We start from the raw sequence: 15,984 nt of genomic DNA, 5'->3' as shown, positions 1-15,984 counted from the left end.
CGCCGGTCGCGTCCGGCCCCCGACGGTCGGTCGACGACCGCCGAAGAGGGCCGCGACCCTGCGACGCCGTCCCTCGGTCCGAGGGCAGTGAACTGCAGTCGCAGTGCGGCCGTCAGCGGTTCAGGTCGTACCCGCTCTTTCGGTCCCAGACGTCCGCCGACGAGGTATCGGCGAGCCCGTCCCGTCGAATCTTCCCGGACCCGGTGCGTGGCAGTTCGCTCCGGACTTCGATGTACCGGGGGAGTTTCTGGTGGGTTAACTGCTTCTCGCAGTGGTCGTTCACGTTGATAGGGCTCACGCTCGCTCCCTCGTGAGGGACGACGACGGCCTTGATGGACTCGCCGCCCGAGCCCGTCGAGACGCCCAGGACCACCGACTCCTTCACCGCGGGCTGGGATTCGATGACGCTCTCGATCTCGAGCGAGGAGATGCGACCGGCGACGCGACCGAGGTGGATGGTGTTGCGCTTGCTCGCGACGAAGTGGAGGTAGCCGTCCTCGTCGACGTACCCGATGTCGTTCGTGTGAATCCACTGGTTGCGACAGACCTCGGCGGTGAGTTCGGGGTCTTCGTAGAACCCCTGGAACATGGTGTTCGGTTCGGTCGAGCGAACGAGTATCTCGCCGGTTTCGCCGGTCGGGACTTCCCAGTCGTCCTCGTCCACGACCGTGACCTCGACGTGCGAGAACGGTTTCCCGACGCTCCCGAACCGCTGGTCGTCGAGTCGGTTCGCGGTCCCGAGGGTCGCAGTCGGGGTGATACCGTAGGCCTCGAACACCGTGACGTCGAACCGGTGCTCGAAGTCCGCGATCAGTCGCCGGTCGCGCTCGAACCCGAACCCGTGGCCGAGGGCGTACGCCGCCGGGTTGTCGGCGTCGTCCGCGCTCTCGGCCCTGTTGTTCAGGACCGATAGCATCCGGCCCAGATAGAGGAAGTGCGTCGCGTCGTATCGTCGGATCCAGTCCCAGAACAGCTCGCTGTCGAACTGCTTCTCGAAGGCGAACTCGGCGCCGGCGAACAGCGCCGCTGCGATGCCCGACTGGATCGGGTAGCTGCTGTACAGCGGTAACGTCGTGAAGAGACAGTCCTCCGGGCCGAGATCGAGCAGATCGCGACCCGTCTTCTCGGCCGTGTGGACGTAGGAGTAGTGGGGGAGCACGACGCCCTGGGGGGTCGGTTGCTGGTACCGCTGTACGTACAGCACCGAGCAGGCGTCGTCGCCGGCGACGGCGACGTTCGGGGCCGTCGACTCCTCCCCTTCCAGCAGCAGATCAAAGTCGTTGTACGGGCGGTCGTCCGGTTTCTCGCCGACGAAGAACTCGGTACCGATCGTGCCGAAGTCGTTTCTGACAGCGTCGTACTCGGGTTCGGTATCGGCGTCTAGCACCACGATCTCGGAGTCCGTCTCCGTCAGCACGTGCGTGAGCTTCTCGTCGATGAGTCGCGTGTCGATCGGGACCGCGACGGCACCGAGCTTCGCGAGGGCAAACAGCGTATAGAGGTACTCCGGGCGGTTGTACATGTAGAGCGCGACGGCGTCGCCCGGGCCAACACCGTTCGTGTACAGTTCGTTCGCGATCGCGTTGGCCCTCGCGTCGAGGGCCGCGTAGGAACATGTCTCGCCGGAAAAGCGGAAGATCGTTCGGTCGCCATACGTCGCGGCGCGACGCTCGAGGAGGCCCCCGAGCGTCCGAACCGAGTCCGCGTCGGCGCCCATCTCAAGCCCCTCCGTTCGGAAGCCGCTGTTGCATGTCGTCGACCGTGTCGACCAGTCGGCGACCGATACTCTCCGCCCGGTCGCCCACGAAGTTCCGCGAGTGACCGAAGACGCCGATGGCGTGCAGCCGGTCGTCGCCGTCCCGATAGGCCACCCCGACCGACAGAATGCCCAGGAGGGTCTCCCCTTCACTGACGGCGAACCCGCGCTCGCAAACCTCCGCGAGGTCGGCACGGAGTTCGTCGAGGTCGGTCGTCGTCTTGCGAGTGTGTTCCGGGAGCCCGTGATGCTCCGCGATTCGCTCAACGTATTTGTCGGCCGCGAGGCCGAGGATGGCCTTCCCGGGCGCGTGGGTGTGCAGGTACGACCGCTTGCCGACACTGCCGTAGAGGGGCGAGGCGGCCTCAGGGACCGCCTTCTCCACGAAGTAGCCTCGGCCGTACTCCTCGGTGACGTACCACGTCGGCTGTGATACCTCCTCGGCGACCGCCTCCAGCGTCTCGACGACGGGGGATTCGACCCTGACCATGCTCTTTGCGGCTTCGCCGTGGGTCAGAAACCGGAGCCCGAGCCGGTAGGTCCCGTCGTCGTTGACGACGTAGCCATCCATCTCGAGCGTCGCGAGGTAATTGTGGACCGAACTCCTCGAGAGCGGGAGTTCCTCGGCCAGTTGCGCCGACGTCGCCCCACCGAGCGCCTGTAGCCGGTTGAGGAGCTCGAAGGCCGTCCGGACCGAGTTGATCTGTCGCGACGGTGTGTTCCCGAGCATTGGATGATACTCACGTGTCGCTGACTTAGCTTTTTTGCTCATTGTAAACACAGACTAGTCGAGGCCTCGCCTCGTCGCACGGTCCGTCTCCTTCCGGAGGGAGCGGACGCCGCCGTCGGACGGGAACCGCGCCGGACCGATCACGCTCGCTGACCGCCCCTCTCAAGCGGTCGAAAGTCCATTAGAACGCCGAATCAGTCGAGTCGCTTCGTCACTCGGTCCCGCGTTCGACACCGACTGGCAGTGCAGGTTTCCGACCGACATTGTTCTACAAATAGTAAATTCCCATATCGTAGCCGTTTCGGCACTTCCAGTATTAGCAAAACCCGTGCGACCGTTCCGCTCGGCCACCGGCGTATACGGTGGTCCGGGGTGACCGGGGGACCGGCCGGCGGCTGGCGGGCAGCGGGGTCGTACCGTCCCTCCCGGCTCTCGCCGCGACCCGGCTCCCCGGTCGCCCGGTCACTCGCGCAACACTTTCAAGGACGCCACATCAACATCGTCCAATGACGGACGGAACGTCGCGGTCCAAGGTCGGACGGTTGATCGAGGAGTACGAGCTGGACAGTGTCGGTCTCGAACTGGAGACGCGGTGGACCCGGCAGGACGACCGATGGAGCCTTCGCGACCTCGCGGACTGGTTCAACCAGCAGTTGCTGAAACAGGCGATGGCGAGTGCGGGCGTACAGCCCGTCGACGGCGAGGTGGCGAACAACTACCGGGTGCTGGCGGACGACGCGGTAAGCGAGGGGGACCGAATCCAGTTGCGACGGCGACTCGAAGGGGCTGGAATCGACGTCGATGCCCTACTGGACGATTTCGTCACGTATCAGGCGATCAGGTCGTACCTCAAAGACATCCGCGACGTCACGTACGACCACGAGTCGGCGACGACGACCGAGAGCGTTCGAGAACGAGTCGACCGACTGGTGGGGCGGACCGAGAGCGTCGTCGACGGACAGATCGCACAGCTCCGAAGCAACGGCGACCTGCCGATCGACGACTTTCGCGTTCTGGTCGACGTGCAGGTGTACTGTGAGGGGTGTAACACCCAGTACAAGATCGCGACGCTCCTCGAGGACGGCGGATGCGATTGCGAAGAATAGGATAACAACTGTATATTTGTTATTTGCAAGTCGGCATTCGCGCAAGTCCGATGTTTTTATTTACAATACCATTCAAGGCCTGATAGGACTATCATTATGACAGAAGATATTCGACTAACCGCGAGGAATATCGGTGGTATCGAGGAGACGACGGTAGTGCTCTCCTCGGGCGTCACCACGCTCGTCGGGCAGAACGCGACCAACCGGACGTCGCTCTTGCAGGCGATCATGGCCGCCTGTGGGAGCGAGGACGTCTCGCTGAAAAGCGACGCCGACGAGGGGGCCGTCGAGATGGAGATCGACGGCGAGACCTACTCGCGCACGATCCGCCGTGCCGGGTCGGGGGCGAGCGTCCGGTTCGAGGGCGAGCCGTATCTCGACGACACCACCGACGCCGACCTCTTCGCGTTCCTGCTAGAATCGAACGAGGCCCGACAGGCAGTCGCGCGGCAGGAGGTCCTCCGCGACACCATCATGCGGCCGGTCGATACCGACGAAATCAACGCCGAGATCGAGCGCCTGGAAGCGGAGAAACGAGAGTTCGACGAGCAGATCGACGAGCTCGACGAGCTCGAGGACCGCCTCCCCGACCTCGAGGAGGAGCGCCACCGGCTCGAATCACGGCTCGAGGACAAGCGGACGGAGCTGGCGGCGAAGCAGGACGAGGTCGAGGCTGCGGACGCCGAGGTCGACGAGTCACGCCGGGAGCAGTCCGAACTCGAGGCGAAACTGGACGACCTCAGGGACGCGCGGTCGGACCTTGAGTCCGCACGGTACGACCTCGAAACCCAGCGCGAACGGCTCGCCTCGCTCCGGGCGGAACAGGAGGAGGTGGAGGACGAACTGGCGGCGCTGCCGGAGACGCCGGCCGGCCGCCTCGCGGACATCGAGAGCGAGATCGACCGGCACCGGGAACGAAAGCGCCGCATCGAGAGCGAGGTCAACGAACTCCAGAACGTCATCCAGTTCAACGAGTCGCGGCTCGACGGGACCGACGGCGACGCGCTGGTGGCCCTCGACGGCGGCACGGAGACCCAGGAGTCGGTGACTGATCAGTTGCTCGACGACGGGACGACGACCTGCTGGACGTGTGGCTCAACCGTCGAGACGGAGCAGATCGAGGAGACCGTCGACCGTCTGCGGGAGCTCTCACAGCGGAAACTCGGCGACGTGAACGACATCGAAGCCGATCTCGACGACCTCCGGTCGGAAAAACAGGAGCTTGAAACCCAACAGCGCGAGCGCGAACGGCTCGAACGACGCTTGGAGCGGACAGCCGAGCAGATCAGCGAGACGGAGGGGACTATCTCGGACCTCGAAGCGCGACAGACATCGCTCCAGGAAACCGTCGAAGAGCTGGAAGCCGAGGTGACGGAACTCGAGAACGACGAGTACGAGGACGTGCTCGAACTCCACCGGGAGGCCAACGAGCTCGAGTTCGAGATCGACCGGATCCAGAACGACATCGCCGATGTGACCGACGAAATCGAGCGTATCGAGCGCCGAATCGACGATCGCGAGGAGCTGCAGGCCGAGCGCGACCGCGTCCAGTCAGAACTGACCGACCTGCGAACGCGGATCGACCGCCTCGAGAAAGACGCCATCGAGGCGTTCAACGACAACATGGATACGGTCCTCGAATTGCTCGGGTACGCGAACATCGACCGCATCTGGATCGAGCGGGTCGAGCGGCAGGTACGAGAGGGGCGGCGGACGGTACAGAAGACGTCCTTCGATCTCCACGTCGTGCGGTCCTCGGCGTCGGGCTCGGCCTACAAGGACACGATCGACAACCTGAGCGAGAGCGAGCGCGAGGTGACGGGACTCGTGTTCGCGCTGGCGGGGTATCTGACCCACGACGTGGCCGAGGAGTGTCCGTTCATGCTGCTGGACTCGCTCGAGGCCATCGACAGCGACCGCATCGCGGCTCTCGTCGAGTACTTCGCCGATGAAGTCCCACATCTGGTCGCCGCTCTCCTGCCCGAGGACGCCGCCGGCGTCGAATCCCAGCGACGAATCGAAACGATCTGATCGGCGAGTCGGTCGTCGCGCCGCCCGCTGGGTCATGTTCACTTGACCGAATTCTGCGGAGACGAACAGTTGAAACTCGTCAATAGTTTCTCGGTGCGCCATAATACAATAGCTCTAAAAAATATAGGTATCCTATATTATCGAATAAGGTATGTTCGATACTGGAATGGTCTCTGTGTGAGTGTTTCCGAGACCCGGTCCAAACCGCTAACAGGCACCCCCCGATTCCCACCACATGAAACCGCCGTTCATTAAAACGATACCACGGATAGACTCTCAGAAGCGTGGAGCGCCGTTACCGAGGTGGCGGGGTTTCTTTACCAATATTTTCAGAATACCCTATTTTTAGCATCTATTTTAATATATACATACCCAATAAACGTTATTTTTATAACTCACACGCACCCCACACAGCCTTTTCAATGCAGGAGGTCGCGGTTCCATCGACGGCAACGCGATCCGGGTCTTACACGACCTGGGGGAACTGTCGACTGTCCCTGGAAACCAGATCGTGAACAGTCGATCGTACAGTGGACGCCAAATAATCAGAAAGCGATATAGTTTATAAATATTATATATTTTAGATATAGTCGTGGTTTGGACTTTGTAAATGTTTTCGGTGTTTCTCGTCGTTTTTCGGCTCTCACTGGAACTGGTGGTGACATCGTTGACGGTCGCTCCAGCATCGGTCGTTGCGAGGATAATATCGCTTGCCTCCCCAGGTATACACGTGACCTCAGTTGACTGCGTGGCGGATTAGGGCGCGCCGTTCTCTTCATCAGAACAAAAGAACGAATCCGCATCGTCACCCGCTCGGAAATTGATTGTGCGGCCAGATTCATCGGAAATTGACTCGAATACTGTCGCCTCGATATCCCGTGCAGGAGCACACGCCAGTGCCACAGATTCGCCGTTTCCGTTCGCATCGAAACGGAGTTCGGCCTGTTCCGGGTGCGCCTGTACCCGCTCGTGACCCGATGTGGATATAGTACGTTTGACCATACCATATGACAATTTAGCAACACGAATTTGCTTTGCTGGCACCACCAAATCCAGTAATGAACGGCAACTGAGTTCGATTATCACTGCCATCAGGACCAGAGTTTATCAGCAGCGCCAGCGTCGGCAGACGACGAACTTGAACCCGAACAGCTTCCGCCCACAGAACCGCAGGAGGATGTAGCTGATCAGCCCCATGGGCGGGAGTACGAGGATGTACACCTCGGGGTGGCCGAAGAACCAGAACAGATGTTGCCACAGTATCGGACTGCCACCTTCGACCGCGAAGAGGGTCGTGGCGAAGTTCCGGTCCAGCAGCAGCATGAAGAGCGCACTGCCCAAAAGCGGGAACGCGAAGAATATCTGCGCGGACTGGACCAGCACGGTCCAAGAGAAGATGTCCGTCGTCAGCCAGCGGCTGATTCCCCGCGGTTTCTCGCGGTGTTCGTACTCGGAACGGTCCAGCAGTCCGCCGTCACCTCTTAGACCGGGGAGTACGACCGCCAGTCTTCGACCCGGGAGAGCCACGCGGCGACGACGAGCAAGAGTCCACACATCACGACCGCACCAGTCCACGACGGCAGTGCCATTTTGCGGTTGGTTCAGCGGTTGCCGATGCGATCGTTGTCCCGAATAGATTCGGACCGGTACCGGGATACCCACGGAACCACAGCAAGGGGCGGGCGTCCGTGGCCGAACGGCGGGCGGTTCGGCAGCGACTACCCGGATAGTCGGACCATAACAATATCTGAAGGGACATAATGGTTTGTCGAACAATGTTCGATTTGACAGGATTCCAGCGGGACATCATGTACTTGGTAGCGGGGATCGACAGCCCACACGGACTCGCAGTCAAAGACGAACTGGAGAAGTACTACGAATCGGAAATTCACCACGGGCGACTGTACCCCAACCTCGACGAACTCGTCGAGAAAGGGCTGATACAGAAAGGCAAGAAAGACCGTCGAACCAACGTCTACTCGCTGACCGATAGGGGTCTCCGGGAGTTGGAGAGTCGCCGCGAGTGGGAGAACTCGTACGTCGAGGACGAACAGGCAGTGTTGGCCGATTGACCGCCGCCACCGGCCGTGGGACTGACACGGAACCGTCGAACTCGGACCAGTCGAGGACCGCTTGGTCTAGCGTAGGCGATTCGTACCTGCCCCAGGACCTGCATGGTCAGCGCTTAACAAAGCCCTCTCGCGGGGATGGGACTGACCATGCAGCCTATCCACACGACCGATCGTTCGCCAGTAGCGAGGGACGCGTCACCGCGTCCGGCCCGTGGCTCCCAGTAGGGGTGGTACCTGGTGGCACCGTCCCAGCGGTTTCGACCCATTTCGGATTGGGGGATTACGGCACTCGTGCTCACGAAGGCTGGCGACCTATTGACGACGCTGTACGGGTTGCAGGCAGCCGACGGGTTCGTCGAGGCCAATCCCGTCGCAGCGTCGATCATCGACCGGGCCGGCCTGAGCGGGCTCGTCCTCACGGGGCTAGTCGGAACTGTCCTCGTCGTCCTCGTCGTCGAGTGGGCGACGAACGTCTGCCGCCGGGTTGGGGCCGGTGACGGAACCGTATCGTTCCTCTACGTCGGTGGATATGCGCCGCTGGTCCTCGTCTACAGCGTCGCCGCGCTCCACAACGCGACGCTGGTCCTGACACACTGACCGCCGCTACTCGGCCCCGCGAACCGCCCGGCACCGGACCCGTGGCGGATGGTGCACAGGACGGTATTAGGGAAGGTATAACCCCTGGAGTTGGCGTGTTCGCACTTCGCTACAACGGCCGATGTACGTACAGAGACTGGTCTTGTGGGTGATAACGACTGGTCGACTACCGGGCAAAACCCACAGCCCTATCGTACCACCCGTAGTGTAATATAATGAACATAAACAGTGTGTGAGGTTTTTATCCGGTAGTCGCGCTGTTTCGCATGGACCGATCGTTGGGTCGAACAGTATGACAGCACACACTCCAAATATTGACGACGAAATAACGGATCGGTACGAGCGGCTCGCGGCCGCGGAGCAGATACGCGTCGAAGTGTACGTTCGCTCGCTGGCCCCACCGCCGGGGCCGAAACAGCAACAGGAGACAGTCCTCAACCGACTGGACCGTCTCGAATCGGCGGGGATCGTCGACGAGACCACAGTTAGCGTCTGGGGGAAGGCAATCTGTCTCGACGGCCCGTACAGGAAGACGGCGGCGTGCAGGCGGATCGAGGACCGGATCGACCGCTTCCGGGAGTGGGCGGCCAGCGCGGGCGCCACGATCGAACTCCCGTTCGAGACACAGTCGGTCACGTCGAGCATCTTCGACGACGAATACGAGCGGCTCGTTCCGCCGCAGGTGTGTCTCGCCGTGCAAACCGAGGACGGGATCGCCCTGGTTCTCCCCTGTGAGATCGACGACAGGCCGCTATCGGTGGTGGGCACCCTGGAGCGCCTCGGCGCGATCGCGGAGGCGCCCGCCGATCCCCCCAGCCAATCGACTTCTTCGATCTGAGTCGGACACCGGTGCTCGTTCAGTATTTCGTGATTCGGTTTCGTTCGGTAGGGGCTTGTCGTGTCGTAACGTCGGGTTCGTCGTAGACCGAGTGGGCGTCGTTCGGTGTCGGCGAGCGATCTGGAATCGGAAGGGGGCGCTCACCGACACATAGTGGGACCCGCAGAGGGTCGATAGTCGTGGTTGCAGAGAAACACTGCGAGGGCGACGTGGCTCGGACAGCCGTCGGTCGCCACGATTCACACCGATATGGGGGCCGTGCTGCGTGATGCCCCAAGCGGGGGATGGCTCGGTATCGGAACGGTATGCGCGTCTTACCGCTGGACCGGATACAGCCGTGCCGCCGGCGAGCCTGCCGGTGCATCTCGGCGCGTCAGACCGAGACCTCGGCCACCGTTCCCGGCCAGTTAGCCGCGGTTTTCGCCGCGCCGACGTCCGGCAACAGGAGTCGAATAACAATGTGTTCCCCAGGCGAGGCAGTGATGGACGGAGACGACCACCGCCCCATGCACACCAGCGACCAGATCAGCGGCGAGACGGTACTCGTCACCGGCGGTGCTGGATTTATCGGGAGCCACATCGTCGCCGCGCTCGATTCGAACAACCGCGTTCGCGTGCTCGACAACCTCACGAGTGGCTCCAGAGCAGCGCTCCCGGACGACGTGGAGTTCGTTCACGGTGACGTCAGGGACGAACACCAGGTGAAACGGGCGCTGGCTGACGTGGATGTCGTCTTCCACGAAGCGGCGATGGTGGACGTCCCGGAGTCGACCGAACGGCCGCTGGCCTGCCACGATCGGAACGCGACGGCGACCGTTGGCCTCCTGGACCAAGCCCGACGCGCTGACGCCCGCGTCGTGCTGGCTTCCTCTGCAGCGGTGTACGGCGACCCCGAGTCGGTGCCGGTCTCCGAGGAGGCCCAGACTCGACCCCGCTCCCCGTACGGTGCGTCGAAACTGGCCAGCGATCACTACGGCCGTGTGTTCGCCGAGCGCTACGGCCTCCCCGTCGTCAGTCTCCGTTATTTCAACGTCTACGGCCCTCGCAGAACACCGACCGAAGCGTGCGGGGTCGTCGGTCAGTTCGTTCGCAAGGCGCGGAACGGCGACCCCCTGTCCGTTCACGGCCAGGGCGACCAGACGCGGGACTTCGTCCACGTGGCCGACGTCGTGAGAGCGAACCTCGCGGCTGCCACCGCAACCGAGACACCGGCCGTCTACAACGTCGGAACCGGCAGGTCGATCACGATCAGGGAACTCGCTACGCTCGTGGCCGAAGAGTCGTCCGCGGACGTCACGGTCCGCCACGAACAGGGGCGAGACGGCGACATCCAGCGCAGTCGTGCGGATATCTCGAAGACAACGGCCGAACTCGGCTTCGAACCGCAGGTCGGTATCAGGGACGGTGTGGCGTCGCTCCTCGGGGACCACGAGACCTGGTCTAGTTCCACGATCGACCCCTAGTGGCCCCGAACCGCGTCACCTGTGAGTGGCTTCTCGGACCGATCCGCTCCCGGAGTGCGGATGGGCAGGTCGCCGGACCGAGCCTCAATCGGCCAGCCCCGGTTTAACGGTATCGAGACCAGCCGACGACCGCGACCGTTATCGAGAACAGCAGCAGCACAGTACTACTTACCAGGATCGCATCGGAACTACCCGACGCGTCGGAGACGGGTGTCCCGCCGGTTTCCGCCGCCGGCGCCGGTGTCGGTGTCGGGTCGTCCGCGGCCGACGACACGTCGGTCGGACCGTCGACAGCAGTGGCGGTCACCCGGTCAAGAACGGTCACCGAAGCGGGCGTGGATTCGTTGCCGACACGGAGCTGGTACTCGCCGGGCGAGTCGAGAGCGGTCCGGAACCGGATGCGCTTGCTCTCGTTGACGTCGAGTTGGACGGTCCGGGTCGCCATCACGCGACCGTTCGTGGTGAGAGCGATCTCGTGGGACCCGTTTCGGAGCCCCTCGTTGGACACGTCCCCGAAGACCGAGAAGTTCGTCCCGACGGGGACCGTGGCCGTGTCGGCCGAGACGTTCTCGACGGTGATCGCCGGCCGGCGCTCCACGGCGACGAACTCGCCGGATCGGTTGACTGTTGCCGCGAACCGATAGCTGCCAGCGGTTTCGTCGGTGAGCGTCGCACCCGCGGGCCGCCACTCGGAGGAGCCGTCGGCGGCGTAGTACAGTTCGACGTCACCGGCAGACCCGTCCAGTGCATAGCGCAGAACCCGGAAGTCGACAGTCAGCGCCCCGACCGCACTGTCGGGGACCGACCGGGCGGTCTCGACGTGCAGGCCACCGAGGGGGTACGCGCCCGTCGGGAGCGACGCTGTCGGACTCTCCCGAAGCGTCCCATCGGGTGCGGAACGATCGGTCGCATCGATCCGCAACAGTCGTGTCGTCGTGTCCACTCGCACGCTCAGTCGGTCGAAATCGACGACGGTAGTCCCAGACCCGGCGAGCGGCACCTCGTAGGTCGCGTTCGTCTGCCCGTGTGAGAGTGTGGCCCGTGTCGTATCGTCACTATCGGAGACGACCAGTTCCGGCTCGGGTCGTGGCAACAAGTTCACCGACCCAATCGGTTCTGGTCCGATGAAGAAGAAGTGCTCGCCGGACCGGTTGAGAGACCCAGTGATCTCGATAGTCTCGGTCGCCGTCGGCTCGATGTCCTCTACGGTGGACGCGATCCGTGTCCGGTCTGCGATGAGGATACCGGTGAAGTCGCCTTCCACAGTCCCCGTATTGGTAACGCTTGCACGGACCGTAATCGGCGTCCCAACGTAGGCCGTCGTGGTGTTGATCGTCGTCCGGCCGATCTCGAATTCCGAGTACTCCTTCCGGTCCCGGGCGTAGCGCTTCTCTCGACTGAGTTCGACGGTCTCGATGTCTCGATTCTCGACGGACAGCCGGTACGGGAACGAGCTGTCGTCGTCCTTGCTCCCCACGACGATGGTGTACTCGCCACCGCTGGGCAATTCGGTGAGGAACGACGCAGTCCGGCCACGCGTGTCTTGGGTGTCGACGTTGAGACGTTCCCGGTTCGGCCGGATAATCCGGACCGACGATGCAGCCGGCGAGTCCAGTTGCACGGCGATTCGCTGCCCGCGTTCGGCGTCGAGAGTCACGTTGTCGTAGTGCCCGTCGAAGCGAGGCAAACTGCTGTCGGACTCCTCGATGCTCCCGGTGACGGTCTGGCCGACGCGTATCGGTCCGGGGTCTTCCTCGTACCTGTCCAGTTCCGAAATCGACAGCGCGTACTCGAACGTGTTCACCCGGTTTCGACTGGTCACGAGGAACCGGTACTCCCCGTCCCGCGGGAGACGAGCGACGACCCGGGAGTTCCTGTCGGCACCGCCGTTCTCGTTGACGGTGATAGTCTCACCGGTCGGGCCCTTCAAAACGAGGACCGTATCGGCACCCGGTGCGCTGAGGTTCGCCTCGATGAGCTGCCCAGCAGCGCCCTCGAACGAGACGGTCTCGTAGTACCAGGTACCGACCCGGTCGTCGTTTCGCGCCGGTGCCACGAGAAGCGTCGCGTCGGTCGTGTCGACGGCACCGACCGTCGTTTCACCGACCGCTCCCGACCGATTGTCGGCCGTTGCCGTCGGTTCGGCCGCGACGACTCCACCAGCGAGGACACCAAGCAAGAGGACGACGAAACAGCTACCGAGGCCGGCGAACCGACGGTAGTCGTCGAAGACTAGGGGGCTCATCGACCCTCCACGGCGGCGAACTCGCTTGTCACTGCCCTCGACCGAGACGAATCCATGTCGAATGGGTTGGGAAGGAGGCGATGTTAGTTACAAATCGCCTTCTCCGAGTAGCATCGTTGTATCGGCGCAAGCGGCCGGGCCGAACCGTCAGTGATCCGGACCGTCACAACCGACGACCGCCGGTTTCTGCCGTATTACTCCGGACAGTCGGCGTATAACAAACATCCGAACACGCTGGATTCCCAGACATGGTTTCGGCGTCGTGTCCCAGCACTAGCGGCACGGGAGCGAGCAGATGAACGTCCTCTCGATCGTCGGCGCGCGCCCTCAGTTCGTCAAGGCGTTTCCTGTCTCGAACGCGCTTCGACCGGATCACGAGGAGATACTCGTTCACACCGGTCAGCACTACGATGCGGAACTGAGCGACGTGTTCTTCTCGGAGCTCCCGATCCCGGAACCGGACTACAATCTCGGGATCGGCTCCGGCACGCACGCCGAACAGACCGGCACGGCGACGATGGCCATCGACGAGACGATCCGGGACCACGACCCGGATGCGGTCGTCGTCTACGGCGATACAAACTCGACCCTCGCGGGCGCACTCGCGGCAGCCAAACGTGATACGACACTCGTCCACATCGAGTCCGGACTGCGGAGCGGTGATCGCTCGATGCCGGAGGAGATAAATCGCATCCTGACCGACCACGCGGCCGACCTCCGTTGTACTCCGTCGCGGCGTGCCGACGAGACCCTCGCAGCGGAGGGGATCACCGACGGGGTCGCTCGCACCGGCGACGTCATGTACGACGCGCTGTTGACCGTCCGGGAGCGGGCGCTGGCCGAGAGTACGGTACTCGATCGACTCGGATACGCCGACGGCGAGTACGTCCTCGCGACGGTCCACCGAGCAGCCAACACGGACGACCCAACACGGCTCGAAGCCGTCGCGACGGCCCTCGGGGCCGCGCCGTTGCCGGTCGTGTTTCCCGCCCACCCCAGGACCGTCGATGCACTGAAACGGGAGGGCCTGTACGCGGACCTGGCTGCGGCGGTCGATCTCGTCGACCCCGTCGGCTACCTCGATTTCGTCCGGTTGCTCGACGGCGCCGAGCGCGTGGCGACGGACTCCGGCGGCGTCCAGAAGGAAGCGTTCTACCTCGAGACGCCCTGTGTGACGCTCCGGGACCGGACCGAGTGGGTCGAGACCGTCGACGCGGGCTGGAACGTGCTCGTCGGTGCCGACCCGGCCGCGATCGGTGCGGCGCTCGAACGGGAGTTCGATCCCGACCCGAAAGCGGAGCCTTACGGTGACGGGAACGCGGCCGCCGCGATACGGTCGGCGATAGAGGAGTACTGCTGACGCATCCGACGTCGCTCACCGGTCCACGCGGTCGTCACACCTGCTCGTCCCTGTATTCGAGTCGGTAGAAAGGGTCTCGGCGGGGCCAAGTCGCCGCTCGTGGGTACGGCGACCGCAACGAGCGATCGCCCAGGAACCGCACGCCCGTCGGAGACCGGCGGTAGCCCGGTCATAACAATTGACCGAACATCACTGTGGTAGCGTAGCGACTCCCGAAGTCGTTCCACCGATCACAATGCTCGACACACTGTTGGCAAAGCTCAGGAGCGTGGTTGCGTCGCTGGTCCCAGGCGGAGGGCTCCGAGAACGGACGGTCAAGAGCGGTATCTGGGTGACGGCGATGAACGTCGGCGACAGGGTCCTGCAGTTGGGCTCGCTGGTCGTCCTCGCCAGACTCCTCTCGCCGGCCGACTTCGGCCTCATGGGGATCGCACTGGTCGCCATCCACGGCCTCCAGCGGTTCACCAATCTCGGCCTCGACGAGGCCCTCATCAAGGACAGGGACGACGACGTCGACGACTACCTCGACACCGCCTGGGTGCTGAACCTCGGGCGTGGGCTCCTCATCGCCGGCGTGATGTTTCTCGGCGCGCCGCTCATCGCGTCGTTCACTGGGGAACCCCGAGCGACCCCCATCCTTCGCGTCATCGGCATCTCACCACTGCTCCTACAGCTCCGGAACCCCGGCACCGTGTACTTCAAGAAGGACCTGGCCTTCGAGAAGCAGTTCCTCTACACGATGGGGGGATCGATCTCGAACTTCGCGGTCGCGGTCACGCTGGCGGTTCTCTGGCAGAACGTCTGGGCGCTCGTGTTCGGGTACATCGCCTCCGACCTCATGCGGACGGTGATGTCGTACCTGCTGCACGACTACCGCCCGTGGCCGGCGTTCGATCTCGACATCGCTCGGAAACTCGTCGACTACGGGAAGTGGCTGACGGGATCGCGAATAGTATTGTTTTTAATTAATGAAGGCGACGACGCCATTGTCGTCTGGCTGCTCGGTGCCGCTTCGCTGGGCTTCTACCAGATCGCGTACCGCTTCGCCATGGCGCCGGCCAGGGAGCTCACACAGATCGTCTCAAGCATCATGTTCCCGGCGTACTCGAAGCTGCAGGACGACGTGGGCGCGCTCCGGAGCGCGTTCTTCAAGACGGTGAAGATGACGACCTTCATCTCCTTTCCCGTCGGCTTCGGCATCATCGCCGTCGCACCGACGTTCGTGGCTGCGTTTTTCGGCCAGCGGTGGCTGCCGATGGTCCCGGTCATGCAGATCATCGCCGTCAACGGCATCCTGATCTCGTTCACCTCCGCGTTCGGGTCCGTCTGGATGGCGCGTGACCGCCCGGACTACCTCGTGAAGGTCGGCCTGATTCGCCTCCCGCTGATGGTCCTCGCAATGATACCGATGACCAGGGCCTTCGGCATCGCGGGGGCCGCCGCCGCGGTCGTCGGCGTCTACGTCTTCCCGATGCTTCCCATCGACATCTACCTCGTCGTCAAGACCGTCGAGACGACCTACTGGCGCCTCCTCTCGGAGGTGGTCTACCCGCTGGCCGCCAGCCTCGTCATGGGAGCGGTCGTGTGGATCGCGGAGCGGTCGCTGGACCTGGGTATGCCCTTCGTCGAGTTCGTCCTGCTGACGCTGCTCGGCATCGCCGTCTACGTCGTGGTGGCGTTCGCCCTCGAACGGCAGTTCGACTGGGGGATCGAGCGGAATGTCCGGCAGATGGTCGACGCGGTGAAGTGATTCCGACACCAGCGAACACGACCCTCGCTGCCGCCA

Annotated in this window: 12 protein-coding genes and 1 pseudogene; 8 read left to right on the top strand and 5 right to left on the bottom strand. The window is 63.3% G+C overall.

Going from position 1 to position 15,984, the window contains the following annotated elements; translation table 11 throughout:
- Positions 1-112: 112 nt before the first annotated feature.
- Complete coding sequence (locus MUG96_RS08210; protein WP_246988232.1) at positions 113-1,717, bottom strand: class I adenylate-forming enzyme family protein; 1,605 nt, start codon at positions 1,715-1,717, stop codon at positions 113-115.
- Between the two features lies 1 nt (position 1,718).
- Positions 1,719-2,486 carry an IclR family transcriptional regulator gene (locus MUG96_RS08205; protein ID WP_246988230.1) on the bottom strand — a complete coding sequence of 256 codons (768 nt, stop codon included), beginning with the start codon at positions 2,484-2,486 and terminating at the stop codon, positions 1,719-1,721.
- A gap of 506 nt (positions 2,487-2,992) precedes the next feature.
- Here MUG96_RS08205 and rdfA point away from each other — a divergent pair.
- Complete coding sequence (rdfA, locus tag MUG96_RS08200) at positions 2,993-3,592, top strand: rod-determining factor RdfA (RefSeq protein ID WP_246988227.1); 600 nt, start codon at positions 2,993-2,995, stop codon at positions 3,590-3,592.
- A gap of 96 nt (positions 3,593-3,688) precedes the next feature.
- Complete coding sequence (locus MUG96_RS08195; RefSeq protein ID WP_246988226.1) at positions 3,689-5,623, top strand: archaea-specific SMC-related protein; 1,935 nt, start codon at positions 3,689-3,691, stop codon at positions 5,621-5,623.
- Between the two features lie 756 nt (positions 5,624-6,379).
- Here the strand turns inward: MUG96_RS08195 and MUG96_RS08190 are convergent.
- Together MUG96_RS08190 and MUG96_RS08185 are read right to left on the bottom strand one after the other, a co-directional pair.
- On the bottom strand, positions 6,380-6,715 hold the full coding sequence (locus tag MUG96_RS08190) for a hypothetical protein (protein ID WP_246988225.1): 336 nt from the start codon (positions 6,713-6,715) through the stop codon (positions 6,380-6,382).
- 36 nt (positions 6,716-6,751) lie between these two features.
- Positions 6,752-7,036: pseudogene (locus MUG96_RS08185) on the bottom strand (cbb3-type cytochrome c oxidase subunit I); the annotation flags it as partial.
- 362 nt (positions 7,037-7,398) lie between these two features.
- Here MUG96_RS08185 and MUG96_RS08180 point away from each other — a divergent pair.
- The 4 genes from MUG96_RS08180 (at position 7,399) to MUG96_RS08165 (ending at position 10,593) form a co-directional block, all read left to right on the top strand.
- The gene (locus MUG96_RS08180) at positions 7,399-7,695 is read left to right on the top strand and encodes a PadR family transcriptional regulator (RefSeq protein WP_246988224.1); all 297 of its coding nucleotides are present in this window, start codon (positions 7,399-7,401) and stop codon (positions 7,693-7,695) included.
- A gap of 291 nt (positions 7,696-7,986) precedes the next feature.
- Positions 7,987-8,292 (top strand): DUF5658 family protein, encoded by a 306-nt coding sequence (locus MUG96_RS08175; RefSeq protein ID WP_246988223.1) that lies wholly within the window; start codon positions 7,987-7,989, stop codon positions 8,290-8,292.
- A 292-nt stretch (positions 8,293-8,584) separates the two neighbouring features.
- Positions 8,585-9,130, top strand: coding sequence for an HTH domain-containing protein (locus tag MUG96_RS08170; RefSeq protein ID WP_246988222.1), 546 nt, complete (start codon positions 8,585-8,587; stop codon positions 9,128-9,130).
- Between the two features lie 458 nt (positions 9,131-9,588).
- Positions 9,589-10,593, top strand: a complete 1,005-nt coding sequence (locus MUG96_RS08165) for an NAD-dependent epimerase/dehydratase family protein (RefSeq protein WP_246988220.1) — start codon at positions 9,589-9,591, stop codon at positions 10,591-10,593.
- Positions 10,594-10,696: 103 nt separating this feature from the next.
- Here the strand turns inward: MUG96_RS08165 and MUG96_RS08160 are convergent, their stop codons facing one another.
- Positions 10,697-12,838, bottom strand: a complete 2,142-nt coding sequence (locus tag MUG96_RS08160) for a hypothetical protein (protein WP_246988218.1) — start codon at positions 12,836-12,838, stop codon at positions 10,697-10,699.
- 295 nt (positions 12,839-13,133) lie between these two features.
- Between MUG96_RS08160 and wecB the strand changes: the two genes are divergently transcribed.
- Together wecB and MUG96_RS08150 are read left to right on the top strand one after the other, a co-directional pair.
- A complete protein-coding gene (gene wecB, locus MUG96_RS08155; RefSeq protein WP_246988216.1) occupies positions 13,134-14,198 on the top strand; it encodes a non-hydrolyzing UDP-N-acetylglucosamine 2-epimerase in 1,065 nt (354 codons plus the stop codon).
- Between the two features lie 235 nt (positions 14,199-14,433).
- Complete coding sequence (locus MUG96_RS08150) at positions 14,434-15,948, top strand: lipopolysaccharide biosynthesis protein (RefSeq protein ID WP_246988214.1); 1,515 nt, start codon at positions 14,434-14,436, stop codon at positions 15,946-15,948.
- The last annotated feature ends 36 nt before the right edge of the window (positions 15,949-15,984 follow it).

Origin of the sequence: Halorientalis marina, from assembly GCF_023028345.1 — an archaeon.
GTDB classification, from domain to species: Archaea; Halobacteriota; Halobacteria; order Halobacteriales; family Haloarculaceae; genus Halorientalis; species Halorientalis marina.
Note: the sequence above shows the minus strand (reverse complement) of the source record. Positions and strands in the feature narration are given on the sequence as shown.